Raw genomic sequence first — 19765 nt, forward strand, 5'->3', positions numbered from 1 at the left:
GTCAATCCGCGTTTTGCAGGCGGCCCATGAGTTGCACGGCCGTGTCGTGATTTTGCAGATCGCGAGGGATTTGAAGGTGGCGAATGCGCACGCGCAAAGCTGCTTCGCCATGTTGGCTGGACTGCTCTTGCAGCACCTTCTGCAGCCGCGCTGTCAGGCCTTCGGGGTGAGAGAACGGCAGCATCAACCACAAGCGTTCTTCCTGGGTGCGCGTGGTCAGGTCCGAGGTGCGCAGCAACTCGTGCAGACGGCGTGCAAACTCGTCCAGCATGAGGAAGACGCGCGCAGCCCCTTGCTTTTCGATGACTTCGGCCGCGTTCTGGAATTCCACGAGCATGAGCGCGAAGTGCATTTCCTTGTGGCGGGCGTGGGTGGCCAAAGCCCAGTCCAGCAGACGGCGGAAGTACGCTGGCTCCACATAATTGGCCGTGTCCAGTGCGGCAAACGACTCTCGGATTTGCCCTGCCCTGAGGGCCGCACGCCCGTGGGCGCTGAGCCTGAGCGAGGCGATCTCACGCACATCCAGCGCATTGGGTTCGGTGGTGTTGCGGCAGTCCAGGCACCGTGCCACCACGCTGGTCTCGACAAACACGTGGTGGCAGCTGCCGCAGGCATATTGGGTGAGGGGGCGGTCGTAGTCCACGCCAATGTGACGCAATGCCGTGCTGCATTTGGGGCAGGTCAAGCCACCGTCGTCGTGAAAATCATTTTCTGGCGCCACATGGCCGCAGGTAAAGCAGTGCAGCGAAGGGGCTTTGTTGATTTGGATGCTGGAGCAATGGGGGCACACGTCCAGGTAGTGGATGTGGGCGCTGCCGCAGGCTCTGCAGTGGCGTGTGCGGTCGATTAGTTCGGCAGGCTCCAGCAGGCGCCGCCGCGACAGCGTGGCCAAACAGGCCGCCACGTCGTCTCCCTCGTGGGCCAATGCCTCCACCAAGGGGTAGCGATACAACTGTGCGCTGTTGCGGTCACACAAGGGGGTCAGCTCTGCGCCGTCGCGCAGGTACATGAAGTACAGCACTCGCTCGTCAAAATGCAGGCCAGAGGGGTCCAGTTTGAGGCTTCTGCGCGCCGCGAGAGCCCGCTCGCCTGCTGCGATGGCTTCGCTCAGTGGACCTGCCGCATCCGCCCACGCTGGTGGGGCGGCGGAGCTTTCTGATGCCCAGATGGGACGGTCCCACCATGGGCTGTGTCGTATGGATTCACACAGGGCGGCCAACGTGTGACCATCCCAGCCGTCCAGATAAAAGCCCAACGGGGCAAAGCCAGATGCGGTAAACGCAGGCCACGATGCAAAGGCCATGGCATCGCGTTCGCTCGGGAGTAAGCTGCCAGAAGGGCGCAGCACCACAGTGCTTTCAAGTGCGGAAGGCGGCGGCTGTTGCAAGGGCGCGGCGCCAGTGGATGGATTCATGTTCATGGGTGCGCACCATTGTGTAGTGCTTGACATGGTCAATTGTTAACAATGTTGACCGCTGGCGCCCAATGTCAAGGAACATCGTTCCCTTTTGGGCAGTGGAGCGGCCAGTATAGTGACGGGCCTATAGCGGGGTCGTCCGTTTTATCCACATTCTTAGGAGCGCAACAGCGTGATTCTTGTAACCGGCGGGGCAGGCTTTATTGGCTCTCACACCTGCGTCGCTTTGGCGAATGCAGGCATTCCATTTGTGGTGCTCGACAACCTATGCAACAGCCGCCGCTCGGTGTTGGAGCGTGTCGAGCGCATCACCGGCGTGCCTGTTCCTTTCATTGAGGGCGACATCCGCGATGCCGCTCTGCTGCGGCGCGTGTTTGCTGAGCATGCGGTGGATGCGGTCATCCACTTTGCGGCGCTCAAGTCGGTGGGGGAGTCCGTGCGCGAGCCGCTGCGTTACTACGACAACAATGTGGCGGGCACCGTGGCCTTGCTCGGCGCCATGCGGGCGGCGAATGTGCGCACGCTGGTGTTCTCCTCGTCGGCCACGGTGTATGGCGACCCGGCTTCTGTGCCCATCCGCGAGGACTTTCCGCTGTCTGCCACCAATCCCTATGGCTGGAGCAAGCTGATGATGGAGCAGGTGCTGGCCGATGTGGATGCGGCCGAGCCGGGGCAATGGCGCATTGCGCGCCTGCGGTATTTCAACCCGGTGGGCGCCCATGCCAGCGGGTTGATCGGAGAGGACCCGCAAGACATTCCCAACAACCTGCTGCCCTATGTGGCCCAGGTGGCCGTGGGCCTGCGCGAGGTGCTGAGTGTGTATGGCGGCGACTACCCCACGCCCGATGGCACTGGGGTGCGTGACTACATCCATGTGTGCGATCTGGCCGATGGGCATGTGGCGGCGTTGCGCTACTTGCGCGAACATCCAGGCTTGCTCACGGTGAACCTGGGCACGGGCCGGCCTGTGTCGGTGCTGGACATGGTGCAGGCATTTGAGCGGGCCAGTGGCCGCCCCGTGCCCTACCGCATCGTGGACCGCCGCCCTGGCGACGTGGCGCAGTGCTGGGCCGACCCGGCCCTGGCCCAGCAGCTGCTGGGCTGGTCTGCACAACTGGGCTTGGACCAGATGTGCGAAGACGCGTGGCGCTGGCAAAGTGGCGTGGCCGCGAGTTTGCAACGCTGAAGCGGCTGTGCGGGCTGTGCGCCGTGGTATCTTGCGCGACTGCGCAGGGGCTGGCGCCTTCGCCCAATGGGGCGCCCCCCCAGGTAGCCCATTTCTTTTTTGATTCTCTTTCTAATCTTCCCGCGCCATGCTTGCCAAACGCATCATTCCCTGCCTTGACGTGACCGGAGGCCGTGTGGTCAAAGGTGTCAATTTTGTTGAACTGCGCGATGCAGGCGACCCGGTGGAGATTGCCGCGCGCTACAACGCCCAGGGTGCCGATGAGCTGACCTTCCTGGACATCACCGCCACCAGCGATGGCCGTGACTTGATCCTGCACATCATCGAAGCGGTGGCCAGCCAGGTGTTCATCCCGCTCACGGTGGGTGGCGGTGTGCGCACGGTGGAAGATGTGCGCCGCTTGCTCAATGCGGGCGCGGACAAGACTAGCTTCAACTCTGCCGCCATCGCCAACCCTGAGGTCATCAACGCCGTGTCGGCCAAATACGGTGCGCAGTGCATTGTGGTGGCCATCGATGCCAAGCGCCGCTCTGAGGAAGATGCCTTGCGCCTGGGGGCCAACGGCCAGCCGGTGGGCCCAGGCTGGGATGTGTACAGCCATGGCGGCCGTAAGAACACTGGGCTGGATGCCTTGGCCTGGGCCAAGGAAATGGCCCAGCGGGGCGCTGGAGAAATCTTGCTGACCAGCATGGACCGCGATGGCACCAAGTCGGGCTTTGACCTGGCCCTGACCCGCGCGGTGAGCGACGCAGTGACCGTGCCCGTGATCGCATCGGGCGGCGTGGGCAACCTGGACCACCTGGCCGACGGGGTGCAGCAAGGTGGTGCTGATGCCGTGCTGGCCGCCAGCATCTTCCACTACGGTGAGTACACCGTGGGCCAGGCCAAGCAACGCATGGCCGAGCGGGGCATACCCGTGCGGTTGTGAGTCGATTGTTTGCTATTAAATGGATAGCTGCTTGCGCTTGATTGATAAGCGCTGGCAGCCAAAATGACTTAAATTTTGGGTGTGCAGTCAGGCGTGCAATCCAAATCACCGACAATCCGCCCATGAACTGGCTCAATGAAGTGAAATGGGATGCGCAGGGCCTGGTGCCCGTGATTGCGCAAGAGCAGGGTACGGGCGACGTGCTGATGTTTGCCTGGATGAACCGCGAAGCGCTGGCCAAGACGGCCGAGCTGGGCCGGGCCGTGTACTTCAGCCGCTCGCGCAAAAAGCTGTGGTTCAAGGGCGAAGAGTCTGGCCACGTGCAAACGGTGCACGAAATTCGCCTCGACTGCGACAACGACGTGGTGCTGCTCAAAGTTACCCAGCAGGGGCACGAACCTGGCATTGCCTGCCACACAGGCCGCCACAGCTGCTTCTTCAGCGTGCTCAAGGACGGGGCCTGGAAGCCGGTCGATCCGGTCTTGAAAGATCCCGAATCCATCTACAAATAAGCCCATGAGTTCCAACGATTCCCCAGCCCTGTCTTCGCAAGACGCCCTGGCACGCCTGGCCGCCGTGATCGAAAGCCGCAAGCCTGCCCTCGGTGGCGACCCGGAAAAGAGCTACGTCTCGCGCCTGCTGCACAAGGGGCCTGATGCGTTCCTCAAGAAAATTGGCGAAGAGGCCACCGAAGTGGTGATGGCCGCCAAGGATGTGGACCATGGCGCTGACAAGTCCAAGATCGTTTACGAAGTGGCCGACCTTTGGTTTCACTCCATGATTGCGCTGGCCCACTACGGCCTGACACCGGCCGACGTGATCACCGAACTGGTCCGCCGTGAAGGCACCAGCGGCATCGAAGAAAAAGCCCTGCGCAAAGTAGCGGCCAGGGCGGCAGACGAGAAAGGTTGAATCCCATGGCCGATGACTTCACCGACGTGCAACCCAAGGACCAGCAAGCCGAAGACCTCAAAGCCATTGGCTGGGTCAGTTACCTGCTGCACCTGATTGTGGCGGTGGGTGCGGTCATGCCGGGGGCTCAGCCTGGCGCTGTGCTGCTGGTGGTGGCATTGGTGATCGATCTGGTCAAAAAAAGCGATGCCGAGGGCACCTGGCAGGCCAGCCATTTCTCTTGGCGCATTCGCACGGTGGTGTGGGCCGGGGTGTTGTATGTGCTGACGGCACCGCTGTGGATTTTGGTGATTCCGGGCTGGATTGCCTGGGGGCTCATTTCCCTGTGGTTCCTGTACCGCATCGTGCGTGGCATGGTGGCGATGAACAAGAGCCAGGCCCTGGATGCCTGAGGGCGGCAAACCCCTGGTGCGGCTGAACCTTGCCTTGCAAGGTGGTGGTTCGCACGGCGCATTGACCTGGGGCGTGCTTGACGCTCTGCTGGAGGATGGTCGGTTGGCGTTGGAAGGCATCAGTGGCACCAGCGCCGGGGCCATGAATGCCGTGGCCGTGGCCCATGGGTTTGCGCAGGCGGCCCACCAGCACAAGGACCCTGTGGAGGCCCATGCCGCCGGTTGCACCCTGGCGCGCGAAACATTGACCCGCCTTTGGGAAGGTGTGGGCACCCTGGGCAGCTTGATGTGGGGGGCGCCCCTGGCGGCCGCCAACCCCTTGCTGGGCATGATGACGCAGTGGCTGTCGCCCTACCAGACCAACCCGCTCGACATCAACCCACTGCGCTTGCTGCTGGAGCGCGAGGTGGACTTTGACTTGCTGTGCAAAGCGCGGGGCGCTGCAATCCTCGCCACACCCAAGGTGTTTGTGTGTGCCACCAATGTGCGCACCGGGCGCGGCGAGATCTTCTCTGGCCCGCGGCTCAGTGCCGATGCGGTCATGGCGTCGGCTTGTCTGCCCTTGCTTTTCAAGGCCGTTGAGATCGACGGGGAGCGCTATTGGGACGGGGGTTACTCAGGCAACCCTGCGCTGCACCCCTTGATTTACCAGACCGAGACTTCCGACATCCTGCTGGTGCAGATCAACCCCATCGAGCACCGTGCGCTGCCCGATACGGTGCCCGAGATCATGGAGCGCATGAACGAAGTCACCTTCAATGCCAGCCTGCTGGCCGAGCTGCGGGCCATCGAGTTTGTGCGCCGTCTGCTGGCCGAGGGCAAGCTGGACGCTCGCCGCTACAAGAGCGTGCGCATGCACCGCATTGACGGCGGTGCCGTGCTGGAGCCCTACGGGGCTGACAGCAAAACCCGTGCGGACCTGCCCTTTGTGCGCAAGCTGTTTGCCCTGGGGCGCGAGCAGGGGCAGCAGTGGCTGGCCGACCATCGCCAGTCCGTGGGCCTGCGCCCGACCATCCAGATCGCAGACAATGCCTGACGGCGCTGCACCGCCCGCTGCAAAGCGGCGCCCCGCGCAGGCACTGACTCCTATTTTTCACCGCCCACCATGCACGATCCCAACTGCCTTTTTTGCAAAATCATTGCAGGCCAGATTCCTTCCCGCAAAGTCTATGAAGACGAAGAACTCTTCGCCTTTCACGACATCCACCCCTGGGCTCCGGTGCACTTTTTGATGGTGCCCAAGGCGCATATCCCTTCGATGGCGCAGGTTACCGCCGAGCACGCAGGCCTGCTGGGGCGCATGATGGCTCTGGCACCCCAATTGGCCCAGGAGCAGGGCTGCAACCCTTATCCAGAGGGCGGCTTTCGCATCGTGACCAACACGGGGCTTGAAGGTGGGCAGGAAATCCACCATCTGCACATCCATGTGATGGGTGGTCCGCGCCCTTGGCTCAAAGGCTGAAGTGTTTTGGCGCGACCCCTTCACGCTGGGGCCACATCGCGCGTCTAAAATGATTGCAATTCGTTAGGAGAAATTCCATGGGTTCCTTTTCCATCTGGCACTGGCTGATCGTGCTGCTGATCGTCGTCATGGTCTTCGGCACCAAGAAACTCAAGAACATGGGCTCCGATCTGGGCGGCGCCGTCAAGGGCTTCAAGGACGGCATGAAGGACGGCGCGGGCGATAGCTCCGCTGCGTCTGCAGCGCCTGCCCCGCCGGGCCAGGTGGCCAACAGCCAGGCCGCCGACAAGACCACCATCGACGTAGAAGCCAAGCAAAAGAGCTGATCGCCTGAGCGAACGCTGACTCCATGATCGATATTGGCCTGTCCAAAATGGCGCTGATCGGCGCGGTGGCGTTGATCGTCATCGGCCCCGAAAAGCTGCCTCGTGTCGCCCGCACCGTGGGCACTTTGCTGGGCAAGGCGCAGCGCTATGTGGCCGATGTGAAGTCGGAGGTCAATCGCTCCATGGAGCTTGATGAGCTGCGCAAGATGAAGGACACGGTGGAGGGCGCTGCGCGCGACGTGCAGCAGTCCATCCAGACCAGCGCCAGCGAGTTCGAGAAGGACTGGGTGCAAGCCACCAGCTTGGCGGGCGAGGGGTATGACACCGCTTCTGCTGTGGTGCCGGCCTACAAGCACCCGGGCAAGAACTGGCGCGTCAAAAAAGGCGCCACACCGCAGTGGTACAAAGCCCGCAGTGGTGTGCGCACCAAAGCCTTGTCGGGTGCCGCACGCGTGGCGCGCTACCGTCCCAAAAAGATCCATTGACGCTGCGCTTTCGCGCGCGTTTCGGGCTGCCTTGACGCCCCAGAAAACCCAACATGTCAGACACCCCATCCCAAGAAGACGAGCTTGCTGGCACCGAGCAGCCTTTTGTGCAGCACCTCATGGAGCTGCGCGATCGCCTGGTCAAAGCCATTATTGCGATCGCCGTGGCCGCGGCTTTCCTGTTCTTCTTCCCGGGACCCGGGCCGCTGTATGACTTCCTGGCGGCGCCTTTGGTGGCGCATTTGCCCAAGGGTGCGACGCTGATTGCCACCTCGGTGATCTCCCCCTTCATGGTGCCGCTCAAGATTTTGTTGATGGCGGCTTTCCTGCTCGCCTTGCCTTTTGTGCTGTGGCAGGTGTGGGCGTTTGTGGCGCCGGGCCTGTATTCGCACGAGAAGAAGCTGGTGCTGCCGTTGGTGGTTTCCAGCACGCTGCTGTTTTTCATTGGCGTCGCGTTTTGCTACTTTTTCGTGTTTGGGCAGGTGTTTGCATTCATCCAGAGCTTTGCGCCCAAGAGCATCACGGCCGCACCAGACATTGAGGCCTACCTGAGCTTTGTGCTGTCGATGTTTCTGGCCTTCGGACTCGCGTTTGAGGTGCCCATTGCCGTGGTGGTGCTGGCCCGCATGGGTGTGGTGAGCGTGGAAAAGCTCAAGAGCTTTCGCGGCTATTTCGTCGTGGGGGCGTTCGTTGTCGCTGCGGTGGTCACCCCGCCCGATGTGGTGTCGCAACTGGCACTGGCGGTGCCCATGTGCATTCTTTACGAGATCGGCATCTGGGCTGCGCAGGTGTTCATCAAGCACACCAAGGCGCCTGAGAATGCGGACGATCAGGCGGCATCCTCTTCTTCGTCCTCTTGAGAAGCGTACGAAACCCACGCTCCGCCTTGTAGCGTGGGGTGACCAGGGGGCGGCACTTGCCCCTTTGGCATTTTTCTTGAAATGATTTGGATATAAAAATAGCTGCTAGCGCTTTATTTTTAAGCGCTAGCAGCTATTTATTTGATAGCGATACGGTGATCGCTACTGTGCGTAGTCAGCGCCGCACGTTGCGCTGTGGACGGGGGCGCACCCCGGGGTTGATGCTCAGCTCCAGCTTTCGGTCGGTGCGCTGCACCTGGAAGGTGGAGGCGGTGCCTGGCTTGAGTGCAGCCACTGCCGTCAGCAGTTCAGAGACATTGCTCACGGCCTTGTCGTCCACTTTCACGATCACATCGCCAGGGCGCATGCCAGCTTGCGCGGCGGGGCCGTCTTGCAGCACGCCGGTGATGATCACGCCCTCGGTGGCTTTCACGCCAAAGGTCTCGGCCAGCTCGGGCGAGAGTTCGTTGGGCTCCACGCCAATCCAGCCCCGTGTCACTTGCCCGTCTTTCACGATGCCGTCCAGCACCAGCCGCGCAGTGGACACGGGAATGGCAAACCCGATGCCCATGCTGCCGCCAGAGCGGGAATAGATGGCGGTGTTGATGCCCAGTAGGTTGCCGTTCACATCCACCAGCGCGCCGCCCGAGTTGCCGGGGTTGATGGCGGCATCGGTCTGGATGAAATTCTCAAAGGTGTTGATGCCCAACTGGCTGCGGCCCAAGGCGCTGACGATGCCGCTGGTCACGGTTTGCCCCACGCCAAAGGGGTTGCCAATGGCCAGCACCTGGTCACCCACGGCCAGACCATCGGAGTTGCCCAGGGTGATCACGGGCAGCTTGTCGAGCTCGATCTTCAGGATCGCGAGGTCGGTGTCGGGATCGGTCCCGATCACGCTGGCGCGAGAGCGGCGGCTGTCTGTGAGGGTCACTTCAATTTCATCGGCGCCCTCGACCACATGGTTGTTGGTCAGGATGTAGCCCTCGGGGCTGATGATGACGCCGCTGCCCAGGCCCGTTTGCGCCTGCTGGCCCTGGTCGCCAAAGAAGAACTGGAACCAGGGGTCGTTGCTGCGTGGGTGGCGCACCGCTTTGCTGGTGTTGATGCTTACCACGGCCGGTGAGGCCTTGCGTGCAGCGCCGCTGAAGCTGCCCGGGGCGGGCTGGCCGGTGGGGGCTGAGGGGGCCTCTAGCAGCGCAATGCCCGCGCCAGATCGCTTGGCGCCTTGGCGGATCCAGTCGGGTTGGAGGGTGGCAACAACAAAGTATGCCGCAGCAAAAACTGTCACGGCCTGAGAAAACAGCAGCCAGATGCGTTTCATGGTCTTGGGTGTGAGTGGCAAAAAAGCGCGGGCAGAAAAAGTGCCAGGAGGACGATGCTGTCCCTGCGCAGTCGCCATTGTCCGTCAACCCAGTCCGCCAAGCCTGGGTGCCCCTGCAGCCGGGGCCAGCGCCGCGCGACAATACCGGGCATGAGCATATCCAGGCAACAACTCTTGCAGGCGTTTGACGGCCTGCTGCAACCCGAGCGCTTCAAGGACTACGGCCCCAACGGCCTGCAGGTCGAAGGGCGGGCCGAGATCTCGCGCGTGGTCAGCGGCGTGACGGCCAGCCTGGCGCTGATCGACGCCGCTATTGAAGCCCGAGCCGACGCCATCTTTGTGCACCACGGCCTGTTCTGGCGGGGGCAGGACGGGCGGGTGACTGGCTGGATGAAGCAGCGCCTGCAGCGGCTGCTGGCGCACGACATCAACCTGTTTGCCTACCACCTGCCGCTGGATGCACACCCTCTGTGGGGCAACAACGCCCAGCTGGGGCGGGTGCTGGGGTGGGCGAGCGAATCGCAATTTGGTGAGCAAGCGCTGGGCTGTCTGGCCAGCGCCAGTTACCCCAGTGCCCAGGCGGTGGTCGACCATGTGGCGCAGGCGTTGGGGCGCTCCGCCACGCTGGTGGCGCCCGGTGGTGCCATGGGGGCGCAGCGTCCCGTCGCCAAGGTGGCGTGGTGCACGGGCGGTGCGCAGAGCTACTTCGAGGCAGCCATTGCCGCGGGGGCGGACGTTTTTGTGACGGGTGAAATTTCAGAGCCGCAGGCCCACTTGGCCCGCGAGACCGGGGTGGCGTTTGTGGCCGCAGGCCACCATGCCACCGAGCGCTATGGCGCCCCTGCCCTGGCCGCTGAAGTGGCGCGAAGCCTGGGCCTCGCGCACCAGTTCATCGAGATTGACAACCCCGCCTGAGAGCGGCTAACACAACCCCCCTGGCGTCGCGTCGTTGTCTCGTCTTGTCGTACCTGTCGTACTGCCTGCGACGGGACGCCTGGCCAGGGTCGCTTCGCTGGGTTGTGTGAGCCGCTCCAAATGTTTGCTATATAAATAATAGCTGCTAGCGCTTATTTAATAAGCGCAGGAGCTTGATTTTGATAAGGATCTGCATGAAGCCCATCGCCATCACTCAAGGAGACCCGGCAGGCATAGGCCCTGAGATCGTGGCCAAGGCCTTTCGTGACGCGCCTGACCTGCTGCGGGGCTGTTTTGTGGTGGGTGACGTCGCCACCTTGCGCCGGGCTGCTGCGTGCATTGCACGCCCCGGCATTCCCAGCGTGCCTGTAGCGGTGTTGGACGGCATTCACGATGCCTGGGATGCCCCGACGCGTTGCGTGCCCGTCTTGCCACTGCCAGGGTTGGCCAGTGCGGTGCCTTGGGGGCGCATCAGTGCCGAGGCGGGGCGCGCTGCAGCCGATTGCGTGGAGTGGGCAGCCCGTGCGGCGCTGCGTGGGGATGTGGCCGCGTTGGTCACAGCACCCCTGCACAAAGAGGCCTTGTCGGCTGCGGGCGTGGCGTACCCCGGCCACACCGAGCTGCTGCAGGCCGAAGCTGCCGCCCACCGGGGCGTGGCCCTGGCGGACATGCCGGTGCGCATGATGTTGGCCGGTGACGAACTGCGCACGGTGCTGGTCAGCATCCATGTCTCACTGCGCGACGCAATTGCTGCAGTGACTTATGACAATGTGGTGCAGACCGTGCAGATTGCGCACCACGCGCTGCAGCGCACCTTGGGGCGCAGCCCTCGGATCGCGGTGGCGGGGCTCAATCCGCATGCAGGGGAGGGCGGTTTGTTTGGCCGCGAGGAGTGCGACACCATTGCCCCTGCGGTGGCCTGGCTGCAGGCCCAGGGTTTGGATGTGCAGGGCCCCCTGCCGCCAGACACGGTGTTCATGCGCGCCCGCAACGCGCCAGGCCATCCGGGGGCGTTTGATGTGGTGGTGGCGATGTACCATGACCAAGGCTTGATTCCCGTCAAGTACCTGGGCGTGGACAAGGGCGTGAACGTGACCTTGGGCTTGCCGCTGGTGCGCACCAGCCCGGACCACGGCACAGCCTTCGACATTGCGGGCCAGGGTGTAGCCGATGCGTCCAGCCTCATCGAGGCGGTTCGCATGGCGCGGCAGTTGGCTTGACTGCAGGCGCAGCCCCCGCCCGGGCGGTTGGCGCAACGTAAAACGCCCTGCTGGGCAGGGCGTTGGCGGCAGAGTCTGAAGCGCAAAAAACGCGAGCCTTGGCTGGCTCAGCGCTGCTTGAGGCTGTCGCGAATTTCGCGCAGCAGCACGATGTCTTCTGGCTCAGGGGCTGGGGCCGCAGGTGCGGCGGCGGGGGCTTCGCGCTTGAGTCGGTTGATTTGTTTGATCATCATGAAAATGATGAAGGCCAGAATAATGAAATTCACCGCCACGGTCAGAAAATTGCCATAAGCAAACACAGGAACGCCCGCTTTGCGAAGCGCGTCCAGCGTCATAGCCGTACCTGCGGGCACATTACCCAGCACCAGGAACAAATTGGAAAAATCCAGTTTGCCAAATACCAGCCCCACCATCGGCATGATCAGGTCGGCCACCACCGAATCCACGATTTTCCCGAAGGCCCCCCCAATGATCACGCCCACGGCGAGATCGACCACATTACCCTTGATTGCGAATTCTTTGAACTCTTTGATGATGGTCATGTTTCTTCCATTTTTATAAATTGGTTGACAAACGTACCCAGAGACGGTTTGAACCCCGCATTATCTAGGTGGCAGGGGCGCAGTATTACCCAGCGCATGGGGCTGTCAAGGCTGATTTCAAGAGGTTTGCCTGTTGTTACGAGTTTTCACTCCGCTACAATCCGCCGCTGACCCCAACATAGCGATGTATACCGAGGATCCCCATGAGTGACACACCAGTCGACACCAGTAAGCGGACGTGGCTGATTGCGTCCGGATGCGCTGGTGCTGCGGGAGGAGTGGCTGTAGCCGTGCCCTTCGTCAGCAGTTTTCAGCCTTCGGAAAGAGCCAAAGCAGCCGGCGCAGCTGTAGAGGTGGACATTTCAGCCCTGCAGCCGGGCGAAAAGTTGACCGTAGAGTGGCGCGGCAAGCCCGTGTGGATTCTCAAGCGCACCCCTGAACAGGTCGCCTCGCTGGCCAAGACCGAGCCCCAGGTGGCCGATCCCAAGTCAGATCGCAAGACGTACCCCACCCCCGAGTACGCCAAAAACCAACACCGCTCCATCAAGCCCGAGATCTTCGTCGGGGTCGGCATTTGCACCCACCTGGGCTGCTCGCCAGGTGACAAGTTTCAAACGGGCCCACAGCCTTCGCTGCCAGACGACTGGAATGGCGGCTTTCTGTGTGCTTGCCACGGCTCGACGTTTGACGTGGCCGGCCGCGTGTTCAAGAACAAGCCAGCGCCTGACAACCTGGAAATTCCGCCACACATGTTCCTGTCCGATTCGCGCCTGCTGATCGGTGAAGACAAGAAGGCTTGAGGTAGCACAACATGGCTGAATTCAAGGAAATTTCCCCTAACGCATCGGCAACGGCCAAGGTGACGAACTGGTTTGAGAACCGGTTTCCCACGGCGTTTGATGCGTACCGCGTGCACATGTCGGAGTACTATGCTCCGAAGAACTTCAACTTCTGGTACATCTTTGGTTCGCTGGCATTGCTGGTGCTGGTCATTCAGATCGTCACTGGCATCTTCCTCGTGATGCACTACAAGCCTGATGCCAATCTGGCTTTCGCATCGGTGGAATACATCATGCGCGATGTGCCTTGGGGTTGGTTGATCCGCTACATGCACTCCACTGGCGCTTCGGCCTTCTTTGTCGTGGTGTACCTGCACATGTTCCGTGGGTTGCTCTATGGCTCTTACCGCAAGCCACGCGAATTGGTCTGGATCTTTGGCTGCGCCATCTTCCTGTGCCTGATGGCGGAAGCCTTCATGGGCTACCTGCTGCCTTGGGGTCAGATGTCGTACTGGGGTGCTCAGGTGATCGTGAACCTGTTCGCCGCCATTCCGTTCATTGGTCCCGATCTGGCTTTGCTCATCCGTGGTGATTTTGTGGTGGGCGATGCGACCCTGAACCGCTTCTTCAGCTTCCATGTGATTGCGGTGCCTTTGGTGCTGCTGGGCTTGGTGGTGGCGCACTTGTTGGCGCTGCACGATGTGGGCTCCAACAACCCCGACGGCGTCGAAATCAAGGGCCCCAATGCGCCCCGCGATGCCAAGGGCAAGCCACTGGACGGCGTGCCGTTCCACCCTTACTACACCGTTCACGATATCTTTGGTGTTGCGGTTTTCTTGCTGGTGTTCTCGGCGGTGATCTTCTTCGCCCCTGAGTTCGGTGGCTACTTCTTGGAGTACAACAATTTCATCCCGGCCGACCCGTTGGTGACGCCGTTGCACATTGCGCCAGTCTGGTACTTCACGCCGTTCTACTCGATGCTGCGTGCCATCACCAGCGAGATGATGTACGCCCTGATCGCCTGCGTGGCCCTGGGTGCGCTTTTTGGTGCGGTGAAGGCTCAATTGCCTGGCATCTTCAAGGCCGCGATTGCAGGTGCTGGAGCGGTGGTCATCCTTCTCATGCTGGCCATTGATGCCAAGTTCTGGGGTGTGGTGGTCATGGGCGGTGCTGTGATCATTCTGTTCTTCTTGCCATGGTTGGATTGCAGCCCAGTGAAGTCCATTCGCTACCGTCCTGATTGGCACAAGTATTTCTACGGTGTCTTTGTGATCAACTTCCTGATCCTGGGTTACTTGGGCGTACAGCCTCCGTCTCCTGTGGGTGAGCGGGTTTCTCAAGTGGGCACGCTGTTCTACTTCGGCTTCTTCATGTTGATGCCCTGGTGGAGTCGCATTGGCAAGACCAAGCCCGTGCCCGATCGCGTTACCTACGTTGCGCACTGAGAGCAGGAGCAAATAACAATGAAGAAACTCATTCTCACGATGGTGGCAGCGCTGGGTCTGGTGGCAGGCTCTGCAATGGCTTCCGGCGGCGGGGTTGCGCTGGACAGGGCGCCCGCCAAGACCAACGACCTGGCATCTCTGCAAAATGGTGCCAAGCTGTTCGTCAACTACTGCCTGAATTGCCACTCTGCGGCGTATATGCGCTTCAATCGTCTGAAGGACATTGGCCTTTCAGATCAGCAGGTGAAGGACAATCTGTTGTTCACCACCGACAAGGTGGGTGAGACAATGAAGTCTGCGATTGATCCAAAACAAGCCAAGGCTTGGTTTGGTGCCAATCCTCCTGACCTCACCGTGATTGCGCGTTCGCGTGCCAGCTCGGCGGGGTCTGGTGCAGATTACCTCTACACCTATTTGCGTACCTATTACCGAGACGACGCCAAGCTGACCGGCTGGAACAACCTGGTGTTTCCCAATGTAGGCATGCCCCATGCCTTGTGGGAGTTGCAGGGCGAGCGTCGTCCCGTGTTTGAAGAGCAAGAGAGTCACGGCAAAAAGACCCATGTTTTCAAGGGTTGGGAGCAAGTGACTCCGGGCAAGCTGACCCCGGTTCAGTACGACGAGGCGGTGGGTGATCTGGTGAACTACATGCAGTGGATGGCCGAGCCTGCGCAAAACACGCGCATCCGTGTTGGGGTCTGGGTTCTGATTTTCCTGGGCTTCTTCACCATCATTGCATGGCGGCTGAACGCGTCTTTCTGGAAAGACGTCAAATAATTCGCTGATCTTCCGGCGACACCCGCATGCGGGTTCGTCGGAATTTTTTACAGAGTGGGCGCTTTGGTGCTTCCCACTCTTTTGATTTTTAGGAGCCTCCCACCATGATGGTGCTTTACTCGGGAACCACTTGCCCTTTTTCCCACCGCTGCCGCTTTGTCTTGTTTGAAAAAGGCATGGATTTCGAAATCCGCGATGTAGACCTGTACAACAAGCCAGAAGACATTAGCGTGATGAACCCTTATGGGCAGGTGCCTATTTTGGTGGAGCGCGACCTGATTCTGTATGAGTCGAACATCATCAATGAGTACATTGATGAGCGCTTTCCGCACCCGCAATTGATGCCTGGTGACCCGGTCGATCGCGCCCGTGTCCGCTTGTTCTTGCTGAACTTTGAAAAAGAGTTGTTCGTGCATGTGAACACGCTGGAATCGCGTGCCACCAAGGGCAACGAAAAGGCGTTGGAAAAGGCGCGTGCCCATATCCGTGACCGACTGACCCAACTGGCGCCGGTGTTCCTCAAGAACAAGTACATGCTGGGCGACAACTTCTCGATGCTGGATGTCGCTATTGCGCCTTTGCTCTGGCGCCTGGATTACTACGGCATTGAGCTGAGCAAAAATGCTGCCCCGTTGCTCAAGTATGCAGAGCGCATCTTCTCTCGCCCTGCCTACATCGAAGCGCTGACACCTTCTGAAAAGGTCATGCGCAAGTAAGCGCGGCAGTCCCTTCTTTTCACCGACCGAACCGTTTCATTGCCCATGAATGCTCAGGAATCGACTTCTACGCGCCCGTACCTGATTCGTGCCTTGTACGAATGGTGCACCGACAATGGGTTGACCCCTTACGTGGCGGTGCGCGTGGACGAGTCGGTGCAGGTGCCGCGGGAGTTTGTGCACGAGGGTGAGATCGTGCTGAACATCAGCTACGACGCGACCAGCGCGTTGCAGCTGGGCAATGATTTCATTGAGTTCAAGGCCCGCTTCGGCGGCAAGCCCCGCGACATCCTTGTGCCGGTTGGGCGCGTCATTGCCATTTACGCCCGTGAAAATGGGCAAGGCATGGCATTTCCAGCGCCGGTAGATGGGTTGGTGGTGCCATCTTCGCCTGTGTCGCTCGCGCCAGCGTCGAGCGCGGTGGTGTTGGAGGAGGCGCCCGCGGCGGCGGCAGATGAGCGTGTTGTTCAACTGGTGCCCGCAGCCGATGCTGAATCCGGTGCGGGGGATGCGCCCCGCCCAACGCCTGGTCCTGCGGGCGGTCGCCCCTCGCTCAAACGTGTGAAATAGCGTTTTTTTGTTTTTGGGCCTGTTTTTCGATATAGAATGCGGGCTTCGCCGGTTTAGCTCAGTTGGTAGAGCACCCGCCTTGTAAGCGGTAGGTCGTCAGTTCGATTCCGACAACCGGCACCATTTTTCTTCTGGATGCCTCAGCATCCTTTCATTCGCCAGTTCAACGCACGCCAGTTTGAACTTTCAGGCGAATGGAGTTAACCTCCCATCCCCGGACCCGCAAATGCGCCTGCAATGCAGGCAGGATCTGGCGCAGCTTGGCCGCAGCCGAGTTGCTGCTGACCAGAAGGCACCAGCTTGTTCCGTCAATCGGGCCAGCCTGTAGCGTGCCTCGCAGTCCTGGGGGAATCAATGGTTCTATGGCCTTCAGCCGGTCGCTGGAGTCTCTGGTGAGCGCGGTCAGCATGGCCAGCGTGGGGGACTCGGCGCTGGCTTGCTGCAACGTAACGGCGTGATGGCGGCGGTTCATGGGTGGGCCTCTATGGCATGGAGATAACTTTGTGCATTTGATTATCACGGACGCTCGTTCGGCCCGTACCCGGTCTATTCATCTGTCGGGTGTGCGCCTTGTGTTGGCTGGATTGCTGCTTTCGATGGGGCTGATGCTGGTGGCTGCGCTGTTGTACCACTGGGTTTTTCTAAAAGGCGCTCGCGAGGGGTGGCCCGTGTTTGGCTCATTGGTCAAGCTGGTGGTCAAAGACGAGTTTGAAGAGCGTGACAAGTTCATGCGGGCCAATCTGGATGCGATGGCCCGTCGTGTGGGAGATATGCAGGCGCGCATGGTGCAGCTCGAATCTCTTGGGGACCGTGTCATGGGGCTGTCCGGGATGTCTCCTGCTGACATCCCCAAAAATGACGGCCGTGGCGGTGCCCTGGTGGGGGCCCGCAACCTGTCGATGGAAGAGTTGCAGGCTACGCTGGATGATCTGGAAAAGTTGACCAACCAGCGGGTCGATTGGATGACTGTGATGGAGTCAAGGCTCTTTGACCAGCACATCCGTAAAAAAATGGTACCCACCCACGCCCCGGTCAGTGGGCGTGCGGCGGGCTCTGCGTTCGGCTGGCGGCTGGACCCCTTTACGGGCCAATCGGCATTGCACACGGGGCTGGACTTTCAGGCCGATACCGGCACCCCCATTTTGGCTGCAGCGGGAGGGGTGGTCATTGCCCAAGAATTTCATCCTGCCTACGGCAACATGATTGAGGTGGACCACGGGAACCAGTTGGTGACGCGCTATGCGCACGCCTCTCGCACGTTGGTCAAGCAGGGTGATCTGGTCAAGCGGGGGCAGAAAATTGCGGAGGTCGGAACCACCGGGCGATCGACCGGGCCGCATCTGCATTTTGAAGTGCTGGTGCAAGGCGTCTTTCAGGACCCGCAAAAATTCCTGAATGCCGGAACGGGCAAGGCGGATCTCGCGCTGGCGGCTGCATCCAAGGGGGCTGTGGTAGCGCAGCAAAACCCTACACCTGCGGGCAGGTAAAATCGCCAGTCCTGTGTTCGGCCTCGGGGTGCTTGCATTCTTGAGCGACGGACCCAACTGAACTCAATTCTTATTAGGGATTTCGGTCGTTCAACGGCACCGCATTGGTGTGTTGAACGGTCCTGTTCGCATGGCCACCAACTTCCTCACCAAAATATTCGGCAGCCGCAATGACCGGCTTCTCAAGCAATACCGCAAAGTGGTCGCTCGCATCAACGAGATGGAGCCTGAGTATGAGAAGCTGTCTGACGACGCATTGCGCGCCAAGACCCAGGAGTTCAAGGACCGGGTAGCCAAAGGCGAATCGCTGGATGCCATCTTGCCTGAGGCCTTTGCCGTAGTGCGCGAAGGCTCCAAGCGCGCGATGAAGATGCGCCACTTTGACGTGCAGATGCTGGGTGGGATGGCTCTGCACCACGGCAAGATCTCAGAAATGCGCACGGGCGAGGGCAAGACCCTGACCGCTACGCTGCCGGTGTACCTCAATGCCTTGTCTGGCAAGGGGGTTCATGTGGTCACCGTGAACGACTACCTGGCCAATCGCGATGCCCAGTGGATGGGCCGCCTCTACAACTTCCTGGGCCTGACGGTGGGCATCAACCTGCCCAACATGCCGCGCGAGGAAAAGCAGGCCGCGTACCGTGCAGACATCACCTACGGCACCAACAACGAGTACGGGTTTGACTACCTGCGCGACAACATGGTGTACGAAGCCCATGACCGTGTGCAGCAGGGCTTGAACTATGCCATCGTGGACGAGGTGGACTCCATCTTGATCGATGAAGCGCGCACGCCACTCATCATCAGTGGACAAGCCGAAGACCACACGGCGATGTACATCGCGATGAACAAGGTGGTGCCGCTGCTGGTGCGCCAAGAGGGTGAAGCCGATCCGCGCACAGGCGAGGGTGTGACCAAGCCCGGCGACTTCACGCTGGATGAGAAAACCCACCAGGTGTTCTTGACGGAGCAGGGCCACGAGTCGGCCGAACGCATTTTGGCCAGCCAGGGGCTGATTGCCGAAGGCGCCTCGGTGTACGACCCCGCCAACATCACGCTGATGCACCACCTGTATGCGGCGTTGCGTGCCAATCACCTCTATCACCGTGACCAGCACTACGTGGTGCAAAACGGTGAAATCGTCATCGTGGACGAGTTCACTGGCCGTTTGATGTCGGGCCGCCGCTGGAGCGATGGCCTGCACCAGGCTGTGGAGGCCAAGGAAGGCGTCAACATCCAGGCTGAAAACCAGACCCTGGCGTCGATCACCTTCCAGAACTACTTCCGCCTGTACAACAAGCTCTCGGGCATGACCGGCACTGCCGATACCGAGGCGTACGAGTTCCAGGAAATCTACGGCCTGGAAACCGTGGTGATTCCCCCGAATCGGCAGAGTCTGCGTGATGATCAGCTCGACCGTGTGTACAAGACCACCCGCGAGAAGTACGAAGCGGCCATCAAAGACATTCGCGAGTGCCATGAGCGAGGCCAGCCGGTGCTGGTGGGCACCACATCGATTGAAAATTCAGAAATCATTGACGAGCTCTTGAACAAAGAGGGCTTACCCCACCAGGTGCTCAACGCCAAGCAGCATGCCCGTGAGGCCGACATCGTGGCCCAGGCCGGGCGCGAGGGCATGATCACCATCGCCACCAACATGGCGGGCCGTGGTACCGACATCGTGCTGGGTGGCAACATTGAAAAGCTCATCTCTGCGATTGAGGCGGACGAGTCTTTGGACGAAGCCGCCCGCCATGCGCAGATCGAGAAAGTGCGCGCCGACTGGAAGGTGGACCACGAAAAAATCAAGGCTTTGGGCGGCTTGCGCATCATCGCCACCGAGCGCCACGAATCGCGCCGTATCGACAACCAACTGCGTGGCCGCTCTGGCCGCCAAGGTGACCCGGGCTCGTCGCGCTTTTACCTGAGCCTGGACGATTCGCTGATGCGCATCTTCGCGGGTGACCGCGTCAAGTCCATCATGGATCGCCTGAAGATGCCCGACGGTGAGGCCATCGAGGCCGG

Annotated in this window: 23 protein-coding genes and 1 tRNA gene; 20 read left to right on the forward strand and 4 right to left on the reverse strand. The window is 60.8% G+C overall.

Annotated features, from left to right (window positions below):
- Nucleotide 1 precedes the first annotated feature (1 nt).
- A complete protein-coding gene (locus CLU86_RS22390; protein ID WP_233195176.1) occupies nucleotides 2-1420 on the reverse strand; it encodes a diguanylate cyclase domain-containing protein in 1419 nt (472 codons plus the stop codon).
- 169 nt (nucleotides 1421-1589) lie between these two features.
- On the opposite strand from CLU86_RS22390, the gene galE reads away from it, so the two are divergent.
- The 10 genes from galE to tatC all read left to right on the forward strand — a co-directional run bounded on the left by galE (nucleotide 1590) and on the right by tatC (nucleotide 7968).
- On the forward strand, nucleotides 1590-2603 hold the full coding sequence (gene galE, locus CLU86_RS22395; RefSeq protein ID WP_099743172.1) for a UDP-glucose 4-epimerase GalE: 1014 nt from the start codon (nucleotides 1590-1592) through the stop codon (nucleotides 2601-2603).
- 127 nt (nucleotides 2604-2730) lie between these two features.
- Nucleotides 2731-3531: an imidazole glycerol phosphate synthase subunit HisF gene (gene hisF / locus CLU86_RS22400; RefSeq protein ID WP_099658028.1), complete on the forward strand. Its 801-nt coding sequence runs from the start codon at nucleotides 2731-2733 to the stop codon at nucleotides 3529-3531.
- 122 nt (nucleotides 3532-3653) lie between these two features.
- Nucleotides 3654-4043, forward strand: coding sequence for a phosphoribosyl-AMP cyclohydrolase (gene hisI / locus CLU86_RS22405; RefSeq protein WP_099658029.1), 390 nt, complete (start codon nucleotides 3654-3656; stop codon nucleotides 4041-4043).
- A gap of 4 nt (nucleotides 4044-4047) precedes the next feature.
- The gene (locus CLU86_RS22410) at nucleotides 4048-4443 is read left to right on the forward strand and encodes a phosphoribosyl-ATP diphosphatase (RefSeq protein ID WP_099743173.1); all 396 of its coding nucleotides are present in this window, start codon (nucleotides 4048-4050) and stop codon (nucleotides 4441-4443) included.
- A gap of 5 nt (nucleotides 4444-4448) precedes the next feature.
- Entirely contained in the window at nucleotides 4449-4835 is a 387-nt protein-coding gene (locus CLU86_RS22415; RefSeq protein ID WP_099658031.1) for a hypothetical protein, read from the forward strand.
- Nucleotides 4828-5871, forward strand: coding sequence for a patatin-like phospholipase family protein (locus CLU86_RS22420; protein WP_099743174.1), 1044 nt, complete (start codon nucleotides 4828-4830; stop codon nucleotides 5869-5871). The genes CLU86_RS22415 and CLU86_RS22420 overlap by 8 nt, the downstream gene beginning before the upstream one ends.
- A 69-nt stretch (nucleotides 5872-5940) precedes the next feature.
- Nucleotides 5941-6297: a histidine triad nucleotide-binding protein gene (locus CLU86_RS22425; protein ID WP_099743175.1), complete on the forward strand. Its 357-nt coding sequence runs from the start codon at nucleotides 5941-5943 to the stop codon at nucleotides 6295-6297.
- 77 nt (nucleotides 6298-6374) lie between these two features.
- The gene (gene tatA, locus CLU86_RS22430) at nucleotides 6375-6623 is read left to right on the forward strand and encodes a Sec-independent protein translocase subunit TatA (RefSeq protein WP_099743176.1); all 249 of its coding nucleotides are present in this window, start codon (nucleotides 6375-6377) and stop codon (nucleotides 6621-6623) included.
- Nucleotides 6624-6646: 23 nt separating this feature from the next.
- Complete coding sequence (tatB, locus tag CLU86_RS22435; protein ID WP_099743177.1) at nucleotides 6647-7108, forward strand: Sec-independent protein translocase protein TatB; 462 nt, start codon at nucleotides 6647-6649, stop codon at nucleotides 7106-7108.
- 53 nt (nucleotides 7109-7161) lie between these two features.
- On the forward strand, nucleotides 7162-7968 hold the full coding sequence (tatC, locus tag CLU86_RS22440; RefSeq protein WP_099743178.1) for a twin-arginine translocase subunit TatC: 807 nt from the start codon (nucleotides 7162-7164) through the stop codon (nucleotides 7966-7968).
- A gap of 175 nt (nucleotides 7969-8143) precedes the next feature.
- Here tatC and CLU86_RS22445 read toward each other — a convergent pair whose 3' ends face one another.
- A complete protein-coding gene (locus CLU86_RS22445; protein WP_099743179.1) occupies nucleotides 8144-9289 on the reverse strand; it encodes a Do family serine endopeptidase in 1146 nt (381 codons plus the stop codon).
- A 150-nt stretch (nucleotides 9290-9439) separates the two neighbouring features.
- Between CLU86_RS22445 and CLU86_RS22450 the strand changes: the two genes are divergently transcribed.
- Nucleotides 9440-10204, forward strand: a complete 765-nt coding sequence (locus CLU86_RS22450; protein WP_099743180.1) for a Nif3-like dinuclear metal center hexameric protein — start codon at nucleotides 9440-9442, stop codon at nucleotides 10202-10204.
- Nucleotides 10205-10398: 194 nt separating this feature from the next.
- Nucleotides 10399-11424 carry a 4-hydroxythreonine-4-phosphate dehydrogenase PdxA gene (pdxA, locus tag CLU86_RS22455; RefSeq protein ID WP_099743181.1) on the forward strand — a complete coding sequence of 342 codons (1026 nt, stop codon included), beginning with the start codon at nucleotides 10399-10401 and terminating at the stop codon, nucleotides 11422-11424.
- Between the two features lie 107 nt (nucleotides 11425-11531).
- On the opposite strand, the gene mscL is transcribed toward pdxA, so the two are convergent.
- Nucleotides 11532-11966, reverse strand: a complete 435-nt coding sequence (gene mscL, locus CLU86_RS22460) for a large conductance mechanosensitive channel protein MscL (RefSeq protein ID WP_099743182.1) — start codon at nucleotides 11964-11966, stop codon at nucleotides 11532-11534.
- 203 nt (nucleotides 11967-12169) lie between these two features.
- Here mscL and petA point away from each other — a divergent pair, with 203 nt between their 5' ends.
- The 6 genes from petA to CLU86_RS22490 all read left to right on the forward strand — a co-directional run bounded on the left by petA (nucleotide 12170) and on the right by CLU86_RS22490 (nucleotide 16376).
- Nucleotides 12170-12766 (forward strand): ubiquinol-cytochrome c reductase iron-sulfur subunit, encoded by a 597-nt coding sequence (gene petA, locus CLU86_RS22465; RefSeq protein ID WP_099658041.1) that lies wholly within the window; start codon nucleotides 12170-12172, stop codon nucleotides 12764-12766.
- Between the two features lie 11 nt (nucleotides 12767-12777).
- Nucleotides 12778-14190 carry a cytochrome bc complex cytochrome b subunit gene (locus CLU86_RS22470; protein WP_099658042.1) on the forward strand — a complete coding sequence of 471 codons (1413 nt, stop codon included), beginning with the start codon at nucleotides 12778-12780 and terminating at the stop codon, nucleotides 14188-14190.
- Between the two features lie 18 nt (nucleotides 14191-14208).
- Nucleotides 14209-14967 (forward strand): cytochrome c1, encoded by a 759-nt coding sequence (locus tag CLU86_RS22475; RefSeq protein WP_099658043.1) that lies wholly within the window; start codon nucleotides 14209-14211, stop codon nucleotides 14965-14967.
- 104 nt (nucleotides 14968-15071) lie between these two features.
- Nucleotides 15072-15683, forward strand: a complete 612-nt coding sequence (locus CLU86_RS22480; RefSeq protein WP_044400199.1) for a glutathione S-transferase N-terminal domain-containing protein — start codon at nucleotides 15072-15074, stop codon at nucleotides 15681-15683.
- Between the two features lie 45 nt (nucleotides 15684-15728).
- The gene (locus tag CLU86_RS22485) at nucleotides 15729-16253 is read left to right on the forward strand and encodes a ClpXP protease specificity-enhancing factor (protein ID WP_099743183.1); all 525 of its coding nucleotides are present in this window, start codon (nucleotides 15729-15731) and stop codon (nucleotides 16251-16253) included.
- Between the two features lie 47 nt (nucleotides 16254-16300).
- Nucleotides 16301-16376 (forward strand) — tRNA-Thr (locus CLU86_RS22490).
- Between the two features lie 40 nt (nucleotides 16377-16416).
- Here the strand turns inward: CLU86_RS22490 and CLU86_RS22495 are convergent.
- Nucleotides 16417-16725, reverse strand: coding sequence for a hypothetical protein (locus tag CLU86_RS22495; protein ID WP_099658045.1), 309 nt, complete (start codon nucleotides 16723-16725; stop codon nucleotides 16417-16419).
- Here CLU86_RS22495 and CLU86_RS22500 point away from each other — a divergent pair.
- Both CLU86_RS22500 and secA read left to right on the forward strand, forming a co-directional pair.
- Nucleotides 16724-17740 carry a M23 family metallopeptidase gene (locus tag CLU86_RS22500; protein WP_099743184.1) on the forward strand — a complete coding sequence of 339 codons (1017 nt, stop codon included), beginning with the start codon at nucleotides 16724-16726 and terminating at the stop codon, nucleotides 17738-17740. The two genes, CLU86_RS22495 and CLU86_RS22500, sit on opposite strands and share 2 nt — an antisense overlap.
- A gap of 130 nt (nucleotides 17741-17870) precedes the next feature.
- A partial coding sequence (gene secA / locus CLU86_RS22505; protein ID WP_099743185.1) for a preprotein translocase subunit SecA occupies nucleotides 17871-19765 on the forward strand: 1895 nt, incomplete at its 3' end.

This window comes from Acidovorax sp. 62 (genome assembly GCF_002754495.1).
Lineage (GTDB): Bacteria > Pseudomonadota > Gammaproteobacteria > Burkholderiales > Burkholderiaceae_C > Acidovorax.

Coding starts and splice junctions, on each gene's coding strand:
- CLU86_RS22480 (WP_044400199.1), top strand. CDS start 15,072: ATGATGGTGCTTTACTCGGGAACCACTTGCCCTTTTTCCCACCGCTGC.
- CLU86_RS22450 (WP_099743180.1), top strand. CDS start 9,440: ATGAGCATATCCAGGCAACAACTCTTGCAGGCGTTTGACGGCCTGCTG.
- CLU86_RS22420 (WP_099743174.1), top strand. CDS start 4,828: ATGCCTGAGGGCGGCAAACCCCTGGTGCGGCTGAACCTTGCCTTGCAA.
- CLU86_RS22410 (WP_099743173.1), top strand. CDS start 4,048: ATGAGTTCCAACGATTCCCCAGCCCTGTCTTCGCAAGACGCCCTGGCA.
- CLU86_RS22425 (WP_099743175.1), top strand. CDS start 5,941: ATGCACGATCCCAACTGCCTTTTTTGCAAAATCATTGCAGGCCAGATT.
- CLU86_RS22495 (WP_099658045.1), bottom strand. CDS start 16,725: ATGAACCGCCGCCATCACGCCGTTACGTTGCAGCAAGCCAGCGCCGAG.
- CLU86_RS22445 (WP_099743179.1), bottom strand. CDS start 9,289: ATGAAACGCATCTGGCTGCTGTTTTCTCAGGCCGTGACAGTTTTTGCT.
- CLU86_RS22415 (WP_099658031.1), top strand. CDS start 4,449: ATGGCCGATGACTTCACCGACGTGCAACCCAAGGACCAGCAAGCCGAA.
- hisI (WP_099658029.1), top strand. CDS start 3,654: ATGAACTGGCTCAATGAAGTGAAATGGGATGCGCAGGGCCTGGTGCCC.
- CLU86_RS22500 (WP_099743184.1), top strand. CDS start 16,724: ATGGGTGGGCCTCTATGGCATGGAGATAACTTTGTGCATTTGATTATC.
- tatC (WP_099743178.1), top strand. CDS start 7,162: ATGTCAGACACCCCATCCCAAGAAGACGAGCTTGCTGGCACCGAGCAG.
- pdxA (WP_099743181.1), top strand. CDS start 10,399: ATGAAGCCCATCGCCATCACTCAAGGAGACCCGGCAGGCATAGGCCCT.
- tatA (WP_099743176.1), top strand. CDS start 6,375: ATGGGTTCCTTTTCCATCTGGCACTGGCTGATCGTGCTGCTGATCGTC.
- CLU86_RS22470 (WP_099658042.1), top strand. CDS start 12,778: ATGGCTGAATTCAAGGAAATTTCCCCTAACGCATCGGCAACGGCCAAG.
- CLU86_RS22390 (WP_233195176.1), bottom strand. CDS start 1,420: ATGAACATGAATCCATCCACTGGCGCCGCGCCCTTGCAACAGCCGCCG.
- petA (WP_099658041.1), top strand. CDS start 12,170: ATGAGTGACACACCAGTCGACACCAGTAAGCGGACGTGGCTGATTGCG.
- tatB (WP_099743177.1), top strand. CDS start 6,647: ATGATCGATATTGGCCTGTCCAAAATGGCGCTGATCGGCGCGGTGGCG.
- hisF (WP_099658028.1), top strand. CDS start 2,731: ATGCTTGCCAAACGCATCATTCCCTGCCTTGACGTGACCGGAGGCCGT.
- CLU86_RS22475 (WP_099658043.1), top strand. CDS start 14,209: ATGAAGAAACTCATTCTCACGATGGTGGCAGCGCTGGGTCTGGTGGCA.
- mscL (WP_099743182.1), bottom strand. CDS start 11,966: ATGACCATCATCAAAGAGTTCAAAGAATTCGCAATCAAGGGTAATGTG.
- CLU86_RS22485 (WP_099743183.1), top strand. CDS start 15,729: ATGAATGCTCAGGAATCGACTTCTACGCGCCCGTACCTGATTCGTGCC.